This is a genomic window from Amycolatopsis sp. FDAARGOS 1241 (genome assembly GCF_016889705.1).
Classification (GTDB): Bacteria; Actinomycetota; Actinomycetes; order Mycobacteriales; family Pseudonocardiaceae; genus Amycolatopsis.
Window position 1 is genome coordinate 769,000 of sequence record NZ_CP069526.1, and the last position, 17,551, is coordinate 786,550.

At 70.4% G+C, this 17,551-nt stretch carries 13 protein-coding genes and 1 pseudogene; 7 read left to right on the forward strand and 7 right to left on the reverse strand.

The features are described 5' to 3' along the window. Window positions 1–2 precede the first annotated feature (2 nt). From I6J71_RS03755 to I6J71_RS03765, 3 genes are read right to left on the reverse strand one after another with little or no spacing between them, the layout of a single operon-like run. Window positions 3–848 (reverse strand): carbohydrate ABC transporter permease, encoded by an 846-nt coding sequence (locus I6J71_RS03755; RefSeq protein ID WP_204093446.1) that lies wholly within the window; start codon window positions 846–848, stop codon window positions 3–5. Beyond that, the gene (locus tag I6J71_RS03760) at window positions 845–1,828 is read right to left on the reverse strand and encodes a carbohydrate ABC transporter permease (protein WP_204093447.1); all 984 of its coding nucleotides are present in this window, start codon (window positions 1,826–1,828) and stop codon (window positions 845–847) included. The genes I6J71_RS03755 and I6J71_RS03760 overlap by 4 nt, the downstream gene beginning before the upstream one ends. Continuing rightward, window positions 1,825–3,132: an ABC transporter substrate-binding protein gene (locus I6J71_RS03765; RefSeq protein WP_204093448.1), complete on the reverse strand. Its 1,308-nt coding sequence runs from the start codon at window positions 3,130–3,132 to the stop codon at window positions 1,825–1,827. Before I6J71_RS03765 ends, I6J71_RS03760 begins: the two co-directional genes overlap by 4 nt. A gap of 247 nt (window positions 3,133–3,379) precedes the next feature. Here I6J71_RS03765 and I6J71_RS03770 point away from each other — a divergent pair, with 247 nt between their 5' ends. Further along, a complete protein-coding gene (locus I6J71_RS03770) occupies window positions 3,380–4,348 on the forward strand; it encodes a LacI family DNA-binding transcriptional regulator (RefSeq protein WP_239155263.1) in 969 nt (322 codons plus the stop codon). Window positions 4,349–4,441: 93 nt separating this feature from the next. Here the strand turns inward: I6J71_RS03770 and I6J71_RS03775 are convergent. The 3 genes and pseudogenes from I6J71_RS03775 to I6J71_RS03785 all read right to left on the reverse strand — a co-directional run. Beyond that, window positions 4,442–5,202, reverse strand: a pseudogene (locus I6J71_RS03775) (IS5 family transposase); the annotation flags it as partial. 272 nt (window positions 5,203–5,474) lie between these two features. After that, window positions 5,475–6,347: an oxidoreductase gene (locus tag I6J71_RS03780; RefSeq protein WP_204093450.1), complete on the reverse strand. Its 873-nt coding sequence runs from the start codon at window positions 6,345–6,347 to the stop codon at window positions 5,475–5,477. 58 nt (window positions 6,348–6,405) lie between these two features. Further along, window positions 6,406–7,596, reverse strand: a complete 1,191-nt coding sequence (locus I6J71_RS03785; RefSeq protein ID WP_370542192.1) for a glycoside hydrolase family 3 N-terminal domain-containing protein — start codon at window positions 7,594–7,596, stop codon at window positions 6,406–6,408. Window positions 7,597–7,781: 185 nt separating this feature from the next. On the opposite strand from I6J71_RS03785, the gene I6J71_RS03790 reads away from it, so the two are divergent. The 6 genes from I6J71_RS03790 (at window position 7,782) to I6J71_RS03815 (ending at window position 13,307) form a co-directional block, all read left to right on the forward strand. Then, window positions 7,782–8,375 (forward strand): LuxR C-terminal-related transcriptional regulator, encoded by a 594-nt coding sequence (locus I6J71_RS03790; protein WP_204093451.1) that lies wholly within the window; start codon window positions 7,782–7,784, stop codon window positions 8,373–8,375. A gap of 14 nt (window positions 8,376–8,389) precedes the next feature. Next, window positions 8,390–9,658, forward strand: coding sequence for an ABC transporter substrate-binding protein (locus I6J71_RS03795; RefSeq protein ID WP_204093452.1), 1,269 nt, complete (start codon window positions 8,390–8,392; stop codon window positions 9,656–9,658). A 7-nt stretch (window positions 9,659–9,665) separates the two neighbouring features. Beyond that, window positions 9,666–10,577, forward strand: a complete 912-nt coding sequence (locus tag I6J71_RS03800) for a carbohydrate ABC transporter permease (protein ID WP_239154410.1) — start codon at window positions 9,666–9,668, stop codon at window positions 10,575–10,577. Next, complete coding sequence (locus I6J71_RS03805) at window positions 10,574–11,401, forward strand: carbohydrate ABC transporter permease (RefSeq protein WP_204093453.1); 828 nt, start codon at window positions 10,574–10,576, stop codon at window positions 11,399–11,401. Before I6J71_RS03800 ends, I6J71_RS03805 begins: the two co-directional genes overlap by 4 nt. Continuing rightward, window positions 11,394–12,770 (forward strand): GH1 family beta-glucosidase, encoded by a 1,377-nt coding sequence (locus I6J71_RS03810; protein ID WP_204093454.1) that lies wholly within the window; start codon window positions 11,394–11,396, stop codon window positions 12,768–12,770. The genes I6J71_RS03805 and I6J71_RS03810 overlap by 8 nt, the downstream gene beginning before the upstream one ends. A gap of 138 nt (window positions 12,771–12,908) precedes the next feature. Then, the gene (locus I6J71_RS03815; protein WP_204093455.1) at window positions 12,909–13,307 is read left to right on the forward strand and encodes a hypothetical protein; all 399 of its coding nucleotides are present in this window, start codon (window positions 12,909–12,911) and stop codon (window positions 13,305–13,307) included. Between the two features lie 466 nt (window positions 13,308–13,773). Here I6J71_RS03815 and I6J71_RS03820 read toward each other — a convergent pair whose 3' ends face one another. Then, entirely contained in the window at window positions 13,774–17,475 is a 3,702-nt protein-coding gene (locus tag I6J71_RS03820) for a BTAD domain-containing putative transcriptional regulator (RefSeq protein ID WP_239154411.1), read from the reverse strand. Between the last annotated feature and the right edge of the window lie 76 nt (window positions 17,476–17,551).

Here is a 17,551-nt window from a genome sequence, read left to right on the forward strand (position 1 = left end):
GGTCACCCCTTCACGGCACCTTGCATGATCCCGGCCACGATCTGGCGGCCGAGGAGGAGGAAGACGATGAGGATCGGGATCGTCGCGAGCGTCGTGCCCGCGAGCACGAGTGAGTAGTCCACGTAGTAGCCGCTCTGGAGCTTCTCCAGCGCCACCTGGACGGTCGGGTTACCCGCGTCGAGCACCACGAGCGGCCACAGGAAGTCGTTCCAGGACATCATGAACGTGAACATCGCGAGGATCGCCGCCGCCGGGCGCACGGCGGGCAAGCACACGTTCCAGAAGATCCGGATCATGCTGCAGCCGTCCACACGGGCGGCCTCGATGAGTTCGTACGGCACGGCGTCCACTGTGTACTGGCGCATCCAGAACACGCCGAAGGCGGTCACCAGGTTGGGCACGATGACGGACTGCAGCCCACCGGCCCAGCCGAGTTTCGACATCGCGATGAACAGCGGGATGATCCCCAGCTGCGTCGGTACCGCGAGCGTCACCACGATGAACACGAACAGCGCGTTGCGCCCCCGGAAGCGCAGCTTGGCGAAGGCGAACCCGGCCAGCGACGAGAACAGCACCGTGGTGAGCGTGACCGTGCCCGACACGACCACGCTGTTGAACAGGGCCTTCCAGAACGGCACGGTGTCGAACACGCGCGCCGCGTTGGCGAAGAAGTTGCCGCCCGGCAGCAGCGGCGGCACGCGTTCGGTGAGCATGCCGTTGTCCCGGCTGGCGACCAGGAACGACCAGTAGAACGGGAACAGCGAGCCGAGCACGAACACGGCCAGTACCCAGTAGGTGGCCTTGCGCGGTTTGCCCAGCCGGCTCACCCGGGCCGTCGAAGAGGTCATTTCCGCCTCCGTGGCGTGCGCGCGATCCGCCCGGTCAGCAGGTAGTTGACCGCGGCGATGAGCACGATGATGAGGAACAGGACCCACGCGATCGCCGACGCGTAACCGAGGTCGAAGTTCTCGAACGCCGTCTGGTACAGGTACAGCGTCACGGTCTGGAACTGGTGCGTGGAACCGCCGTTGTTCGAACCGGGCATGGCGTCGAACAGCTTCGGTTCGGTGAAGATTTGCAGCCCGCCGATCGTCGAGGTGATGGTGACGAAGATCAGCGTCGGCTTCAGCAACGGCAGCGTCACGTGGACGAACCGCCGCACGGTGCCGGCGCCGTCGATCAGCGCCGCCTCGTGCAGCTCCTTCGGGATGGCCTGCATCGCGGCCAGCACGATCAGCGCGTTGTACCCGGTCCAGCGCCAGTTGACCATGACCGCGATGGCCACGTGACTCGCGAACCGGTTGGCCTGCCAGTCCACAGGGGACAGTCCGATCGTCTGCAGGAGACCGTTGACGAGGCCGTACCGGGGCCCGAACAGGTTCGCGAAGATGATCCCGAGCGCCACCAAGCTCGCGGCGTAGGGCAGCAGGATCCCGACGCGCCAGCCGGTCGCGCCGCGCAGCCGCGAAGTGAGCAACGCGGCGAGCAGCACCGCGATGATGATCTGCGGCACGCTGGAGAGCAGGAAGATGCTCACGGTGTTCTCGAGCGCGTGCCAGAACTGCGCGTCGGCGAAGAGTTCCTTGAAGTTGTCCAGGCCGATGAAATCTGGGTCGTCGTCGCCGGCGTCCCAGTGGAACAGCGAGACGTACGCGGTGTAGAGCAGCGGGAACAACCCGACGATGCCGAAGACGATGAAGAACGGTGCCACGTACAGGTACGGCGAGGCCTTCACGTCCCAACGGGCCAGGCGGTCGCGCAGCCCCGGCCGGGGTGCGGGTCGCCGCACCCCGGCCTTGGTGCTGTCGCGAGTGGCCGTAGCTGTCACCGGGCGAGCTTCTTCGCGCCGTCGACGAGCTGCTGCCAGCCGTCTGCCGCGGACTTGCCCTGCTCCACGGCCTGCAGCGCGGGAGCCGTCACGTTCTCCTGGATCTGGCCGTCGTTCGGGCCCTTGTACTGCGCCTGCGCGACCTTCTTCGCCTGCTCGGCGAACAGCTCGCCGATCTTCGCGCCACCGAAGTACGCGTCGGTCTGGCTCAGCAGCTCGGGGCTGGAGAGCGCCTTGACCTGGCTGGGGAAGTTGCCCTTGGCCTGGAACGCCTTGAGCTGCTGCTCCGGCGCGGTCAGCCACGCGGCGAGCGCCGCGGCTTCACGCGGGTGCTTGCTCTGCGTCGGCACGGTCAGGTACGAGCCGCCCCAGTTGCCGCCACCGCCGGGAAACGCGTCGGTGACCGCCCACTTGCCCGCGTTCTCCGGGCCCGCCTGCTCCTTGATCACGCCGAGCATCCACGCGGGGCAGACCTTCGTGGCGAACGCGCTCTGGCGGAAGCCGGAGTTCCACTCGTTGCTGAACGCGGTGAGCTTCGCCGACTCGCCCTTCGCGACGGCGCCGGTCACCTTCTGCCACGCGTCCTTGATGCCCTGGTTGGACTCGACGGTGAGCTTGTCGCTCTTGTCGAGGTACCCGACGGGCAGCTGGTTGACCATCGCGTTGAAGTTCTGGGCCGCCGAGTCGAACCACGCCTTGCCGGTCTTCTGCGCGTACTGCGCGCCCGCGGCGAAGTAGCTGTCCCAGGTGGCGAACATGGTCTTCACCGACGCGGGGTCGGTGGGCATGCCGGCGGCTTCGAGCAGGTCCTTGCGGTAGCACATCGCGTCGGGCCCGATGTCCGTGCCGTAGCCGATGAGCTTGCCGTTCTTGTCCTTGCCGGCGTCGTACTTCCACGGCAGCCAGCGGTCGGCGCTCGCGTCGGCCGGGCCGATCGTCGTCAGGTCGTAGAACTTCGACGACTTGGAGAGGATGTCTGAGAGGTGGCCCTCCTCGACGGCCTGCACGTCGGCGAGGCCGGAGCCCGCCGCGAGCTTGGTCATCATGTCCTGCGCGTACGGGCCGCCCTGGCCCGTCTTGCGGTGGGTGATCTTGATGTTGGGGTGCAGCCGTTCGTACTCCGGGATGAGCTCCTCGTAGCCGAACTCCGTGAACGTGGCCAGCGTCAGCTCGACGTGCTCGCCCGGCGCCGCGGCGGCGGGGATGTCGCCGTCACTGCCGCCTCCGCCGCAGGCCGCCACCCCGAGCGCCGTGATCGTGATGCCCAGTGCGAGGACCAGGCCCTTCCGGATAGTTGTCGCCATTGTCAACCCAGTCAGCCCCTTGAAAGGTCAGGTTCTGGGAGCGCTCCCAGACGGTTGACGAGTGTGGATGCGCTGGAGTTGCATGTCAAGGGTGGTTATCGAAGCGCTCCCTTCCGGGAGCGCTCCCTGAATTGTGCGGCTAAGCTGGCCGCGGTCCCGACTCGTCCCAGGAAACGGAGGTGGTGCGGTGACGGCCCGGTCCGACGACGGGCGGCCGACGCTGGAAGACGTCGCGGCGTTCGCCGGGGTGTCGCGCTCCACCGCGTCGCGCGCGTTGAACGACGACACGTACGTGAGCGCTCGCTCCCGGGAAAAGGTGCTCGCGGCGGCGCGCGACCTCGGCTACTCGCCGAACCAAGCGGCGCGATCGCTGGTCACACGGCGCACGGGCGCGATCGCCGTCGTGTTGTCCGAGCCCGAGGCGCGACTGCTCGACGACCCGTACCGCACGGCCGTGATGCGCGCCGGCTACCGCGAGCTGGCCGACGTCGGCTGCCAGATGGTCCTGATCTTCAGCGACACCCGCGAGGACCTCGCGCGCACCGTGCGGTTCCTCGAGGGCGGGCACGTCGACGGGGTGCTCGTGTTCGCGCCGCACCGCTCGGATCCGCTGCCGCGGGCGCTGCGGCTGCTGCGTGTCCCGGTCGTCTTCGGCGGCCAGGCGGCCGACCTGCGCCGCGGCGTGCACGTCGTCGACTTCGACAACGAGGGCGGCGCGCGGCTGGCCGTGTCGCACCTCGTCGCCGCCGGCCGCCGGCGCATCGCCACCATCGCCGGCCCCCAGGACCAGGGCGCGCCCATCGACCGCCTCGCGGGCTGGCGCAAGACCCTTGTCGATGCCGGGCTCGACCCCGACGGCCTGGCCGAGGAATCCGACTTCACCCTCGCCGGCGGCGCCCGGGCCATGGCGGCGCTGCTGGACCGCGCCCCGGACCTCGACGCCGTGTTCGTCGCCAGCGACATGATGGCGGTCGGCGCCCTGCGCACCCTGTCGTCCGCGGGCCGCACCATCCCGGCCGATGTCGCCGTCGTCAGCTTCGACGACAACGCGACCCTGGCGCCCGCCATGACACCCCCGCTGACGTCCGTGCACCAGGACCCGCGAGAACAGGTCCACGCGATGGTCGAGACGTTGATGAACCTCCTCGACGGCCAGGACCTCAAGCCGCGCCAGCAGATCCTGCCGGTGTCGCTGACGGTCCGGGAATCGAGCTGAGCCCCGGCGGCCCGGGTACACGTGCCGGGCCGCCTGAGAACTCCTACTCAATGCGGGGTTGCCTGGTCGGCGCCGGCGGATGATGCCGCGGGTGAGACTCAGGAACGCCGCGTGGATGTCGTCGTGGACCTCCCAGCGGATGCGCAGACGCCGGAACCAGTGCAGCAGGGCGACGCTGTGCTCGACGACCCAGCGGTGCACGCCCGACCCGCAACCGTGTTCGACGCCACGCCGGGCGAACGGGGGCGTGTGGCCTTGTCCGGTACCAGTCTGCGGTCCTTGTCGTGATCGTGGGCGCGGTCGGCGTAGATCGTGTCCGGTCGCCCGCGGGGTCGCCCGCGCCGGCCCCGTACCGGCGGGATCGTCTCGATCAACGACATGAGCCGAGTGACGTCGTTGCGGTTACCGCCGGTCAGTACGACTGCCAGCGGGATACCGTGCGCTTCGGTGATCGGGTGGTGTTTCGAGCCTGTTCGGGCACGGTCAACCTGGGCTCGGTCCGGTTTCAGGTCACCTTGCCGGGCTCGCACGTGAGAGCCATCGATCACCGTCCGTGACCAGTCGAGTGTGTCGGCGGTTTGTGCACGGCAGTCGGAAGCGATCCGTGCAGGCGTTGCCCGACTCCCGTGTCATTCCCGTCCCGCAGGCATCGCCAGTCAGGTCATCCCCGAACCGAAGCCTGGTTCCTGCGGCAGAAACTCCCAGGGAATCCCGGTGGAGAGCACAAACAGGATGCCGCGGGGCACCGTGCGATCGTCCAGGCGCTTGCGACCAGGATGATCGGCACGTCGTGGGACGACCGGCAACGGCTGGATGCGTGCCCACAACTCATCGGACACGATCCACGGCGGCAGCTGACCCTTCCTCCATGTCTTGATCAACAGACAGGTGATCAGGCTAGTCCACGATCGTTTCGTCAGGAGCTCTAAGGTGCCACCGGCTGCCTCGTGCGCAGTCGGCGGCGAGCGGATCGGGACCCCTCCCGGCCGGTCGGGCCTAACCTCCGCGCCATGGGTGCCAACGAGAGCCGCGCCACGGCGGCGGCCGCCGACCAGGCGGCGGCCGCGCACCCGGGCGGGGACGCGGCCGCCAACCGCACCGTCACGGTGGAGGTGACGCCGGCGGACTAGCCGATCGCGTCGATCCGCGCGACGACGTCCGCGGGCAGCTCCAGCGCCCCGGCCGCGATGTTCTGCTTGAGGTGCGCCAGTGACGACGTACCCGGGATCACGGCCACCACCGGCGAGCGTTGCAGCAGCCACGCCAGCGCGACCTGCATCGGCGTCGCCCCCACGGCCTCCGCGCACTCGTCCAGCACGCCCGACTGCAGCGGGCTGAACCCGCCCAGCGGGAAGTACGGCACGAACGCGATGCCGAGTTCTGTGCAGCGGTCCAGCACGTCGTCGCCGACGCGGTGGGCGAGGTTGTACTCGTTCTGCACGCACACGACCGGCGCGATCTTCCGCGCGGCCTCCAGCTGCTCGACCGTCACGTGGCTCACCCCGAGGTGCCGGATCAGCCCCTGCTCACGCAGCTCGGCGAGCACGCTGAACGGCGCCTCGATCGGCACGTCCACCGGGTACCCGCCCGCGGCGTCGCTGAGCCGGAGGTTCACGACGTCGAGCGCGTCCACGCCGAGGGTGCGCAGGTTGTCGTGCACCTGGGAGATCAGCTCGTCGCGCGAGAGCGCGGGCGGCCAGCCGCGGTCGGCGCTGCGGCGGGCGCCCACCTTCGTCACCAGCACGAGGTCTTCGGGGTAGGGCGCGAGCGTGGTGCGGATCAGCTCGTTCACCGTGTGCGGGCCGTAGTAGTCCGCCGTGTCGAGGTGCGTGATGCCGAACGCCAGCGCCTGGCGCAGGATCACCGACGCCTCCGCCAGGTCCTGCGGCGGCCCCCACACCCCCGGTCCGGCCAGGCGCATCGCGCCGTAGCCCATGCGGGTCACGTTCAGCTCTCCGCCGAGCTGCAGGGTGCCGGCCGCGGTGGCGTCCGTCGTCATGTGGTGCTCCCTCCGAGACGGTGATCCACCGGTCACCCTAGTCCGGAGTGGACCGCGCTCAGGAGCACGCGTGCTTCGACTCCAGCACCCGCTTCACCGAAGCCGTCACGCGGTCGGCCGGCAGCTCACCGCTCGCGACGGCCTTCACGAGCCGGTCCAGCACCGCGCCGACGTCGCCGTTGCCGGAGGAGAACAACGCCTCGTCCGCGCCCGCCTGCAGCGCCTTCAGCACAGCGTCGGGCAGGGGGTACTGGTCCGTGATCGCCTTCATGCCGCCGAGGTCGTCGGTGATCACGGGACCGGTGAAGTGGTAGTCGTCGCGAAGCAGCCGGTACGCGGCGGGGGAGATGGACGCGGGCACGCCGTTCGTCAGCCCCGGCACGTCGAGGTGGCCCACCATCACCTCCACCGCGCCGAAGTCGGCGATGTTCTCATACGGCTTGAGGTCGTCCTGCCGCAGCCGGTCGAGCGGCGGAGTGGTCACCGTGCCCTTGTGCGAGTCGCCGGAGCCGTGGCCGTGGCCGGGGAAGTGCTTGAGCACGGGCGTGATGCCGCCCTGGCGCAGACCCTCGGCGAACGCCAGCGCGTACTCCCGCACCGTGGCGGGATCCGAGCTGTACGAACGGTCGCCGATCACCGCGTCGTCCGGTTCGTCGCTCACGTCGGTGTCGGGCGCGTAGTCCACGGTGATCCCGCGCGCCCGCAGCTGCTCGCCGCGCTGCACGCCGAGCGCGCGGACCTCGTCGGGTGTTTTGGTCTTGGCGAGCTGGCGCGCGCTCGGCAGGGAGCCGTCGAGGTCGTCGATGCGCTGCACCCGGCCGCCTTCTTCGTCGACGGCCACGGACACGGGGATCTTCGCGGCGCGTTGCACAGCGTCGAGTGCGCGGTTCTGCAACAGCGTGGTCTTATTGCCGCCCACGAAGAAGCCGCCGATTTGCTGCTGCTGGACAAGTTTTGTCACCGCTGCCGGATTCGCGGCGTCGACGCCCGGCACGACCAGCTGCGCCACCCGCTGGCGCGCGCTCAACGACGCGATCAGCGAGTCGCATGGAGACGGTGCAGACGGGCGTGAAGACGCCGGTGAAGACGGCGCTGAAGCGGGCGCCGAAGACGACGCCGGCACGGCGCTCGCACCCGGCTGCGCGAGCGCGGTGCCGGAAACCGTGTGGGCGGAACCACATCCGGCGAGGGTGCAGCAGGCCAGCAGGGCGCTGGCGATCGCCGCAGGTAGCCGCATCCGTGCGGGCATCTTCATGAATTCCTTACATGTTCTGTCGTGGCCGGTTCGCGGTCACCGCGACGCTACTGGAACCCCTGGCGGGGCCCCGCTTCACGGCGTGAAGAACGGCTCCACCGCGGCTAGAGAATTCGTGAAGCCGCCCGCTCCAGACTGGCAGACACGGGATGAGTGTTTCTCCAGGGAGGTAGGCAGCGATGGATCAGGTCAGGGTGGCAGCGTGGGCTTCGGACCCCATCGCGCTCGCGGGGCTCATCGACCACTTGCGGTCGCGGCCGGAGGTGCAGGTGCTGCCGGGTCAGCGGCGCGGGGAGGCCGCCGTGCTCGTCTTCGCCGCCGGCCGCGTGACGCCGGAGCTGAAGGCCGCCCTGCGCGCCGCCGCTTCGGAGACGCCCGCCGCGATCGTCCTCGTCGCCGGGCACGTCGACGCCGAGGACCTGCCCGAGCTGGCCACGTGCCACGTCGTGGCCGTGCTGCCGCGCGAGGCCATCGCCGGCGACCGGCTGATCCGCAGCATCGCCGCCGCCGCGTCGGGCAAGGAGACGTCGCTGCGCGATCTGCTGGGCCAGGCGGCGAGCCTGCAGCATGCCGTGGGCGGCGCCGCGCTGTCGCCGCGCGAGGTCGACGTGCTGCGGCTGATGGCCGAAGGCTGGGACACGGCGGAGATCGCCGGCAAGCTCTGCTACTCGGAACGGACCGTGAAGAACGTCATCTACGGGATGACCAATAGGCTGAAGCTGCGCAACCGTCCGCATGCCGTCGCCTACGCCCTGCGCGCAGGTGTTATCTGAGGGAAGCTCACCCCGTGCGAAAGCTGACCCGGCGCCCGGCCGTCGCCGTCCTGACGTCCGCGCTCCTCTTGCTGGTGGCCGCGTGCAGCGGCTCCGCCGCCTCCGGCGGGAAGATCAAGCTCACCGTCGCCACTTTCGGCGAGTTCGGTTACGGCCCCCTGATCGCCCAGTACGAGAAGGACCACCCGGACATCGAGGTCCAGAACCGGGTCGCCGACTTCGACACGCACTTCAAGACCCTCGACACGCAGCTGGCGGCGGGTCGCGGTGCGGCCGACGTCGTCGCCATCGAGGAGCAGAAGATCCCGACCTACCTCGGGGTGAAGGACAAGTTCGTGAACCTCGCGGACTACGGCGCCGCGCAGCTGAAGGACCAGTGGGCCGCGTGGAAGTGGGCCCAGGGCACCAAGGACGGCTACGTGCTCGGCCTCGGCACCGACATGGGCAGCCTCGCCATGTGCTACCGCCGCGACCTGTTCCTGAAAGCGGGCCTGCCGGCCGATCGCAAGGCCGTCGCCGCGCTCATGCCGACCTGGCAGGACTACGCGAAGCTGTCCCAGCGGTTCACGGACAAATTGCCGGACGTGAAGTTCGCGGACTCCGCCGGCACCGTTTACACCGCGATGCTGAACCAGTCGCCCGAGAACTACTTCTCCTCGCGCGACGATTCCTACATCGCGGGCACGAATCCCAGCGTCCACAACGCTTTCGAGCTCGCTGGCACCCTCGCGCAGAAGAAGCAGACTGCCGGCGCGACCACGTACACCCAGGCCTGGAACGTCGCGATCAAGCAGGGCAGCTTCGCCACGATCGCGTGCCCGGCCTGGATGCTCACGCAGATCAAGGAAGCCGGCGGCGACGGCAACAGCGGCAAGTGGGACGTGACGACCGTGCCCGGCGCCAGCGGCAACCAGGGCGGCTCGTTCCTCGCGATCCCGAAGGAGAGCGCGCACCCGAAGGAGGCCTACGACCTCGCGAAGTGGCTGACCGCGCCGGAGCAGGAGAAGAAGCTCTTCCTCTCCGACGGGATCCTGCCGAGTGAGCCGAGCGTCTACAAGGACCCGCAGGTCGTCGCGCACACCGACCCGTACTTCTCCGACGCGCCCATCGGGCAGATCTACGCCGCCTCGGCCGACACGCTGCGCCCCAACTACCGCGGGCGGCACGACGCCGACGTCCGTCCCGAGTTCGGCCGCGCGCTCGGCCGCATCGAGGACGGGACGGAGCAGGTCGCCCAGGCCTGGCAGGACGCCGTCAAGCTCGGCGACGAGGCCCTCAAGTAGGCCCCTGGTGCTGCGCGGCCCCCTCTTCGCGCGGTGGGACCGGAAGGCGACCCCCTTCCTGTTCATCGCCCCGTTCTTCGCGGTGTTCGCGGTCTTCGGTGCGTTCCCGATCGTCTACACGGCCTGGGTTTCGCTGCACGACTGGGACCTGCTCGGCGGGAACAAGGGCGGGTTCGGGCTCGCGAACTACGCGGCCCTGTTCACCGACGGGCGTTTCTACAACGCGCTGTTCAACACCACCAGCATCTTCCTGCTCGCCGCGATCCCGGAGTTCTTCCTGGCGCTGGGCATCGCGGCGCTGCTGAACCGGCCGCTGCGCGCGGCGACGTGGTGGCGCACCGGCGTGCTGCTGCCCAACATCGTGTCGGTGGTGGCCATCGGGCTGGTGTTCGCGCAGCTGTACAGCCGCGACTACGGCGTGGTCAACGAGGTCCTCGGCTGGTTCGGCCTCGACCCGATCTCCTGGCAGGCGCGGAAGTGGTCGTCGCACCTGGCCATCGCGACGATGGTGATGTGGCGCTGGACGGGTTACAACGCGCTGATCTACCTGGCGGCGATGCAGGCCGTGCCGCTGGAGCTCTACGAGGCCGCGGAGATCGACGGCGCTTCGCGCTGGCGCTCGTTCTGGTCGGTGACCGTGCCGGGCATCCGCCCGACGATCGCGTTCACGGCGGTGGCCGGCACCGTCAACGGGCTGCAGCTGTTCGCCGAGCCGCAGCTGTTCGACGCGACGGGGTCAAGCGGTACCGGCGGCAACGACCGGCAGTTCCAAACGCTCACGATGTACCTGTACGAGAAGGGTTTCACCAAGTTCGACGCCGGCTACGCGGCGGCCCTGTCGTGGGTGATGTTCGTGTTCTGCGTGCTGTTCGCCTTCGCCAACTACCGGCTGGTGCGCCGCTTCGTGAGCGCCCCGTGAGGCCGCGGCGGCGCGCGGGCGCGTGGGTCTACGTGGTGCTCGTCGGAGTGCTGGGCGCTTCGCTGTTCCCGTTGTACTGGTCGTTCGTGGTGTCCACGCGGGACAACTCGGCGATCGGGGAGACGTCGCCGCTGCTGCTGCCGGGCGGGCACCTGGTGGAGAACGTGCGGCGCGTGTTCGACACCGTCGACTTCTGGCTGGCGATCGGCAACTCGCTCATCGTCGCGGGCACCGTGATGGTGTCCAATGTGGTCTTGGCGAGCTTCGCCGGATTTGCCTTCGCGCGGCTGAAGTTCCCCGGCCGCAACAGCCTCTTCCTGTTCGTGGTGGGCTCGGCGATGGTGCCGGCGCAGCTCGGTGTGATCCCGCTGTTCCTGGTGGTCAGCGATTTCGGCTGGTACGGGCAGTTGCAGGCGGTGATCGTGCCCGCGCTGGTGTCGGCGTTCGGCGTGTTCTGGATGCGCCAGGCGTGCGAGGGTGCGGTACCCGGTGAACTGGTGGACGCGGCCACTGTGGACGGGGCTTCGGTGCTGCGGACGTTCTGGCACGTGGCCGTGCCCTCGATCCGGCCCCAGGCGGCGGTGCTGGCGATGCTCACGTTCATGGCCGCGTGGAACGACTACTTCTGGCCGCTGGTGGTGCTCGACCCGAACGAGACGCCGACCGTGCAGGTCGTGCTCTCGCAGCTGGCCAGCGGCTACTACACGGACTACGCGTTGATGCTCACGGGCGCGACGCTCGGCGTGCTGCCGGTGATCGCGCTGTTCCTGGTCCTGGGGCGTTACCTGGTGCGGGGGATCCTGAAAGGTGCTGTGCATGGCTGAACTCGAGTTCCCCGCGGGCTTCTGGTGGGGTGCCGCCACCGCGTCGTACCAGATCGAGGGCGGGGTGGCCGAGGGCGGCCGCGGACTGTCCATCTGGGACACCTACAGCGCCACACCGGGCAAGGTCCTCGAAGGGCACACCGGGGAGGTGGCGTGCGACCACTACCACCGCTACGCCGAGGACGTCGCCCTGGTCGACGAGCTGGGGCTGCCCGTGTACCGGTTCTCTGTGGCCTGGCCGCGGGTGATGCCCGACGGCCGCACCCGCAACGCCGAAGGCCTCGCGTTCTACGACCGGCTCGTCGACGAGCTGCTGAGCCGCGACATCCTGCCGGTGCTCACGCTCTACCACTGGGATCTCCCGCAGGCGATCGAAGACCGGGGCGGCTGGCCGGCCCGCGACACGGCGTCCCGCTTCGCCGACTACGCCGCCGTGGTCCACGACGCCCTGGGCGACCGCGTGCCCCAGTGGACGACGATCAACGAGCCGTTCTGCGCGGCGTTCCTGGGGTACGGCAGCGGCGTCCACGCCCCGGGGATCCAGGACTACGACACCGCGCTCGTGGCCGCGCACCACCTGCTGCTGGGCCACGGCCTCGCGATGCGTGCTCTGACGGAGCAGGCCCGGCCGGGCCAGGACTTCTCGCTGGCGCTGAACTTCGCCCCGGCTCTGGCCGACGGCGACACCGCCGCGCACCGCGAAGCCGTCCGCAAGTTCGACGGCATTCACAACCGCTTTTTCCTCGACCCCGTCCTCGGCAAGGGTTACCCGGCCGACGTGATGGCCGACGTCGAACACCACGGCGGCCGCTTCGCCGCGTCCATCCAGGACGGTGACCTGGACACCATCGCCGCGGCCATCGACTGGCTCGGGGTGAACTACTACGCCCCCGCCCGCGTCGCCCCGCTCGACGATCCGCTCGCCCCGAGCAACTGCCCGCTGCCCGGCCTGCGCGGCATGGACGTCCTGCCCCCACGCGGCCCGCTGACCTCCTTCGGCTGGGAACAAACCCCGTCGTCCCTCACGGACCTGCTGGTGTGGCTCGACTCCCGCACCGGTGGCCTCCCCCTGGTCATCGCGGAAAACGGCGCGGCCTTTGAAGACACCGTCACGGACGGCTCCGTCCCCGATACCGCGCGTGTGTCCTATCTGGACACCCACATCCGCGCCGTCCACGCCGCCCTCGCGACCGGCGCCGACATCCGCGGCTACCTCGCCTGGTCCCTGCTCGACAACTTCGAATGGGGCATGGGCTACACCCAACGCTTCGGCCTCGTCCACGTCGACTTCGCCACCCAGACCCGCACCATCAAGCACTCCGGCCGCTTCCTGGGCCGGGTGGCCCGCACCAACCGATTGCCCGGTTGAGGAAGGCCGCGGGCCGCCCGTTGCCCGACGACACTGGTGCGTGGGTCGACCAAGGCTCGATGGGAATCGATCGATCGCCAACCTCCGCGTGCGTTCGCACCAATCGGACTCGCCCGGGTCTGGCAAAGGTTGCGCCTGGTGGCCGGGATGCGCCTGGGTGTGTCGCGGTTTGAGTTGCTGTCGGATGAGCGGTGGGTGTTGACCGAGGATTTGGTGCCGGTTCGCACGGGTGAGCGTGGTCGCCTGTGCTGGATCATCTACCGGTACCGGTGCGGGGTCGCGTGTCGGGATGCGCCGGCGGGAGGGGCGATCTCGGTCGACTCCACGAGCGCGCGGGCGCACCAGCACACCAACATCACCCGTCGCGCAAGGGGGTCGAACAACACGGATCTGCGCAGCGAGCCGCTTGATCACGCGCTTGGCGGTTCCCGTGGCGGTTGGCGCATCGAAATGCACGACCTCGTCGAGGGGAGGGGTCGGCCGCTGGTGACTCTGGTCGGTTCCGGCCAGGCCGGGGACGCGCGGATGTTCCCGTAGCTGATGCGGCACCCGCGAATCCGTCGCGCCGGGCGCGGTCCGGCCCGGCCGGAGCGCGTCCGTGGTGACAAGGGCAGTCTTGGATGGTCACCGAGGCGGCGTTGGTTTCGAAGCGCCACACCAGCTTCGGGCCGGCTGGTGGCCTTGGATCACATCGCCCGGATCACAGGATCCGGCGCGCAAAACCGATTCAGCCCACCGGCCGCGGAAGAACGCCAGTCCGACCCGGTGTCGAGCTGCTGCCAGCCCTGACTTCGCCGAGGTCGAACGCCGGCCAAACCTGATTGTCGGAGATTGAACGCGGTGTCGAGGGTGCGCCGATGCCGGCTGTCTGGTCTCGGCCCGGGTGGGTCTGCTGGTTGTGGGCGCAAACCCGATGGTCGGAGAGTGAACGCCATCCCGAACGCGCGCCGCCCCACCCTCGCCTCCCCACCCCAAACCGCCGGGGGCGAGCCAAACCCGACCGTCAGCTCGTCCGCCGCGCCACCGCGCTCGCCACCCCGCTGCGCGACGGGGACTCCAGCTTCCCCAGCAACCTCGCCACGTGCGCCTGCACCGTCCGGCGCGGCAAGGCCAGTTCCGTGGCGATGTCCGGGTTGGACCGGCCGTCCGCCACGAGCGTCGCGATCCGGACCTCCAGCGGCGACAGCGAATCCCACCCGCGCCGGGCGGCGGCCGGGGACCGGCCACCGCGCCGGACGCCCAGGTCCCGCAACCGCTTCTCCGCCCGCTGCAAGTCCCACCGGGCCGACAGAGCCGAATACAGCTCGGCCGCTTCGTCGAACGCCGCCTGGGCCGCCGGCAGGTCGCCGAGCCGGGCCAGCAGTGCGGCCGCGTCTTCCAGAGCGCTCGCGAGTTCCGGCCGGCGCCCCACGGCCCGGAAGTGCTCCACCGTCCGCAGCACCGGAGCCGGGTCGCCGTCGATCAGGCCGCGGCACCAGTCCATCGCCGCGTGGGCGCGCGCCGGTTCGCGTTCCTTCGCCGCCTCCTCCTCGCACACCGCCAGACCGCGCAGCGCCCGGGCATCGTCCCCCGCCTCGAGAGCCAGGGAGACGAACATCGGCAGCCACTGGTGACGCAGCATCATCGCCGCGTAGGTCGGGTTGAGAATGGGCTCCAGGACGGCCAGCGCCTCCTTCACCTCGCCCCGCTGCCAGGCCACCAAAGCGTGGGCCACCAGAAGGAAGTCGAAGCTCTCCCGCTCGGCGCCGGTCGCCGGCGCGTACTCCTCGGCCGCGTCCAGGTGCGCAGCGGCCTGCCCGCGCTCGCCGCGCCGCGCGGCGATCAGCGACGCGACGCCGTGCAGGAGCAGCGCGGCCGCGCCCGGTTCGCGCAGGCCGTAGAAGGTGATGGCCGGACCGTCCTCGGTCACGGTGTCGAGCTCGACCAGCGCTTCGTCCCAGCGGCCCTCCCAGTACCGGTGCACCGCGACCGAGACCTGCAGCCCGATCGGCATCGCGTGCCGCTGCGCGACCTCACCCGCCGCGCGCAGCGTGCGGTCGGCCTCGGCCAGGCGATCGAGGTTCTGCAGCGTGAACACGCGGTTGTCCAGCAGGTCCAGGTGCAGGTCGGCCAGCTCGTGCTCGTCGCCGACGGCCTCGATCGCCTCGTCGATGTGCTGCAGCGCGCTCGCGTGGTGCCGGCGCACGGAATCGACCAGCCACAACGTCTGCAGCGCGTGCGCCGTCAGGTACCGGTCGCCGTCGGCCTCCGCGCGGGCCCGGTGCGCGCTGGCCTCGGCGACGTCGAGGTCGTCCAGGCCGCCGCGGCGGAAGTTCGCGAGCAGGTGCCGGCGCCGTACGTGCCAGATCTCCGGTAGCGCCGGGTCGTCCTCGGCGTCCTCCAGTGTCTGCACGGCGCGCGCGACCTCACCCCGGCGGAACCGCAGCGTCGCGAGCAGGTGCCGCATCTCCGCGACGTTCTCCGGGTCCTTAGACAGCTCGAGTGCCTGCACCGCAAGGGGTTCCGGGTTCCGCTCCAGCCGGAACAGCACCTTCACCAGCGCCGTGATCAGGCCTTCGCGCCGCGGGTCGGCTGCGGAACACGCCGTGAGCGCGCGCTCCAGCAGCTCCACGGCGATCAGCGGCGCCCGGTTCGTCACGGCCGATTGGTTCTCCGCCAGCCAGTCGAGCACCCACGGGTCCACTGTGGACGGCGCGGCCACGAGCTGCTCCGCCACCCGCTTCACCGGCGCCCCGATGCGCGCCAGCGCTTCCGCGGCCTGCCGGTGCAACGCCGCCCGCGTTCCCGACAGCAGCCGGTTGTACAAGGCCTGGCGCAGCAACGGGTGCCGGAACGCGAGCTGCGTGCCCGTGTCGATGAGCACGTTCGCCGCCACCGCTTCTTCCAGCGGCGCCAGCAGGTCCGACGGCCGGATGCCGAGCACCGCCGCGATGTCGCCCACCGCGAACTCCATGCCCAGCAACGCACCCCAGCGCAGCACGTCCTGCGTTTCCGGTGGCAGGAAATCCAGCCGCCGGTCGACGGCCGCCACGAGCGAGCGCGGCGTCTCGAACTCGGCGGGGTCGTCGACGTCGGCGTACCCGGAGTCGACCTCGACCGCACCCGCGCGCACGAGCACGTCGACCATTTCCTTGACGTACAACGGGTTTCCCGCGGCACGGGCGGCCAGCTCGCGCAGGCCGGGCCCGGGGCCGGCGCCGAGCAGGTCCTCGATCAGCCGCTCGACGTCGTCGGACACCAGCGGCTCGAGGTCCAGCACCACGCCGTCGCGCGATTCGACGCCCCGGCGCAGCTGCGCCAGCTCCGCGCGATCGGGCGCCGGCCGTGTCGCGGCCACCAGCAGCAACGGCAGCTGCCGCGTCGCCGCGCAGAGGCGGTGCCACACCAGCACGCTCGACTCGTCGGCCCACTGCAAGTCGTCGATCACCAGGACGAGCGGCGCGTCGGCGCACAGCTCGTCAACCAGCGACAGCAGCCGGTCGACGGCGCCGAGCACCGGGTCGTTCGACCCCCACGCCCGCGGCGCGGCGCCTTCGCCCATCAGCTCCTTGGCGACGCGAGCCCGGCGCGGATCGGGTGAAGCGGCGTCGATCGCGAGGCACTCCAGCAGCACCTGCAGGGGGAACCGCGTGCTCAGCTCGTCGGCCGCCACCCAGGCCAGCTGTAGCCCCGGGCCGGCCGCGTGGCTGAACACCCGCGTCAGCAGCTCCGACTTGCCGATGCCCGGCTCACCCTCGATCCACACGGCCCGCCCGCGCCCGTCGCGCACCTCCGACAGCAGCTCCACCAGGTGCTCCGTCTCGACCTCGCGGCCGAACAACGGACCCGTGTCACCGCCGGCGAGCGCGCGGCTGACGCGCGGTGGCAGCACCGAGATCGGCTCGGGTCCGGGCACCGGAGCCGGTGCGGGCGACTGGGGCAGGTCCAGCAACGGATCCTGCGCCAGCACGCTCCCGTGCAGCTCCCGCAGCCGCACCCCGGGTTCCACGCCCAGCTCGGCGCGCAGGGTCGCGCGCGCGTCGCGGAACACGTCGAGGGCGTCGGAGTGGCGTCCGCTGCGGTAGAGCGCGAGCATCAGCGACTCCCGCAGCGCCTCGCGCAGCGGGTGCTCGTCGACGAGCACCGACAGCGGGGCGATCAGGTCCTGGTGGCCGCCGAGCTCCAGCACCGCGGCGGCCCGCCGCTCGATCGTGTCGAGCCGCAGCTCGGCGAGGTGCTCGCGGTGGCGCTCCGCGAATTCGCCGGGCACGCCGGAGAGCGCTTCCCCACGCCACAGGGCGAGCGCGGCGTCGTACTCCGCGGCGGCTTTGTCGTGGTCACCGGCCTCGGCGTGCTGCTGTCCCAGCTCGCGGTGGCGCTCGAAGACAGCCACGTCGAGACCGTTGGGGTGCAGTGCCAGCGAGTAGCCGTGCGGGTCGGAGACCAGTACACCGGAGGCCGTCCACTTCGTGCGGTCCGGGTCCAGGGCGCGCCGCAGGCCCGAGACGTAGGTGTGCACGCTGCCCTCGACGCTGGCCGGCGGAGAGTCGCCCCACACGCCCGTGATGAGTTCTGCGCGCGGCACAGAGCGGCCTGCGTTGACGGCGAGCATCGCGAAGATGGCACGCTGGCGCGCCGGCCCGAGCTTGACTTCAGCCGGACCGCGCCAGGCCCGCAACGGGCCGAGCACGTCCACCCGCAACCCGCTGTGCGCATCCCCTGGCATGCCGTTCCATTCGACGTACCGGTCTGACCACGCGAGCTTACCGGGACCCGGTGATCACCCGGCATCGTACGAGTGG

What these genes read in the sequence shown, in the direction of transcription:
- I6J71_RS03755 (WP_204093446.1), bottom strand. Translation starts at nt 848, where the DNA reads ATGACCTCTTCGACGGCCCGGGTGAGCCGGCTGGGCAAACCGCGCAAG.
- I6J71_RS03765 (WP_204093448.1), bottom strand. Translation starts at nt 3,132, where the DNA reads ATGGCGACAACTATCCGGAAGGGCCTGGTCCTCGCACTGGGCATCACG.
- I6J71_RS03780 (WP_204093450.1), bottom strand. Translation starts at nt 6,347, where the DNA reads ATGACGACGGACGCCACCGCGGCCGGCACCCTGCAGCTCGGCGGAGAG.
- I6J71_RS03785 (WP_370542192.1), bottom strand. Translation starts at nt 7,596, where the DNA reads ATGCCCGCACGGATGCGGCTACCTGCGGCGATCGCCAGCGCCCTGCTG.
- I6J71_RS03790 (WP_204093451.1), top strand. Translation starts at nt 7,782, where the DNA reads ATGGATCAGGTCAGGGTGGCAGCGTGGGCTTCGGACCCCATCGCGCTC.
- I6J71_RS03810 (WP_204093454.1), top strand. Translation starts at nt 11,394, where the DNA reads ATGGCTGAACTCGAGTTCCCCGCGGGCTTCTGGTGGGGTGCCGCCACC.
- I6J71_RS03820 (WP_239154411.1), bottom strand. Translation starts at nt 17,475, where the DNA reads ATGCCAGGGGATGCGCACAGCGGGTTGCGGGTGGACGTGCTCGGCCCG.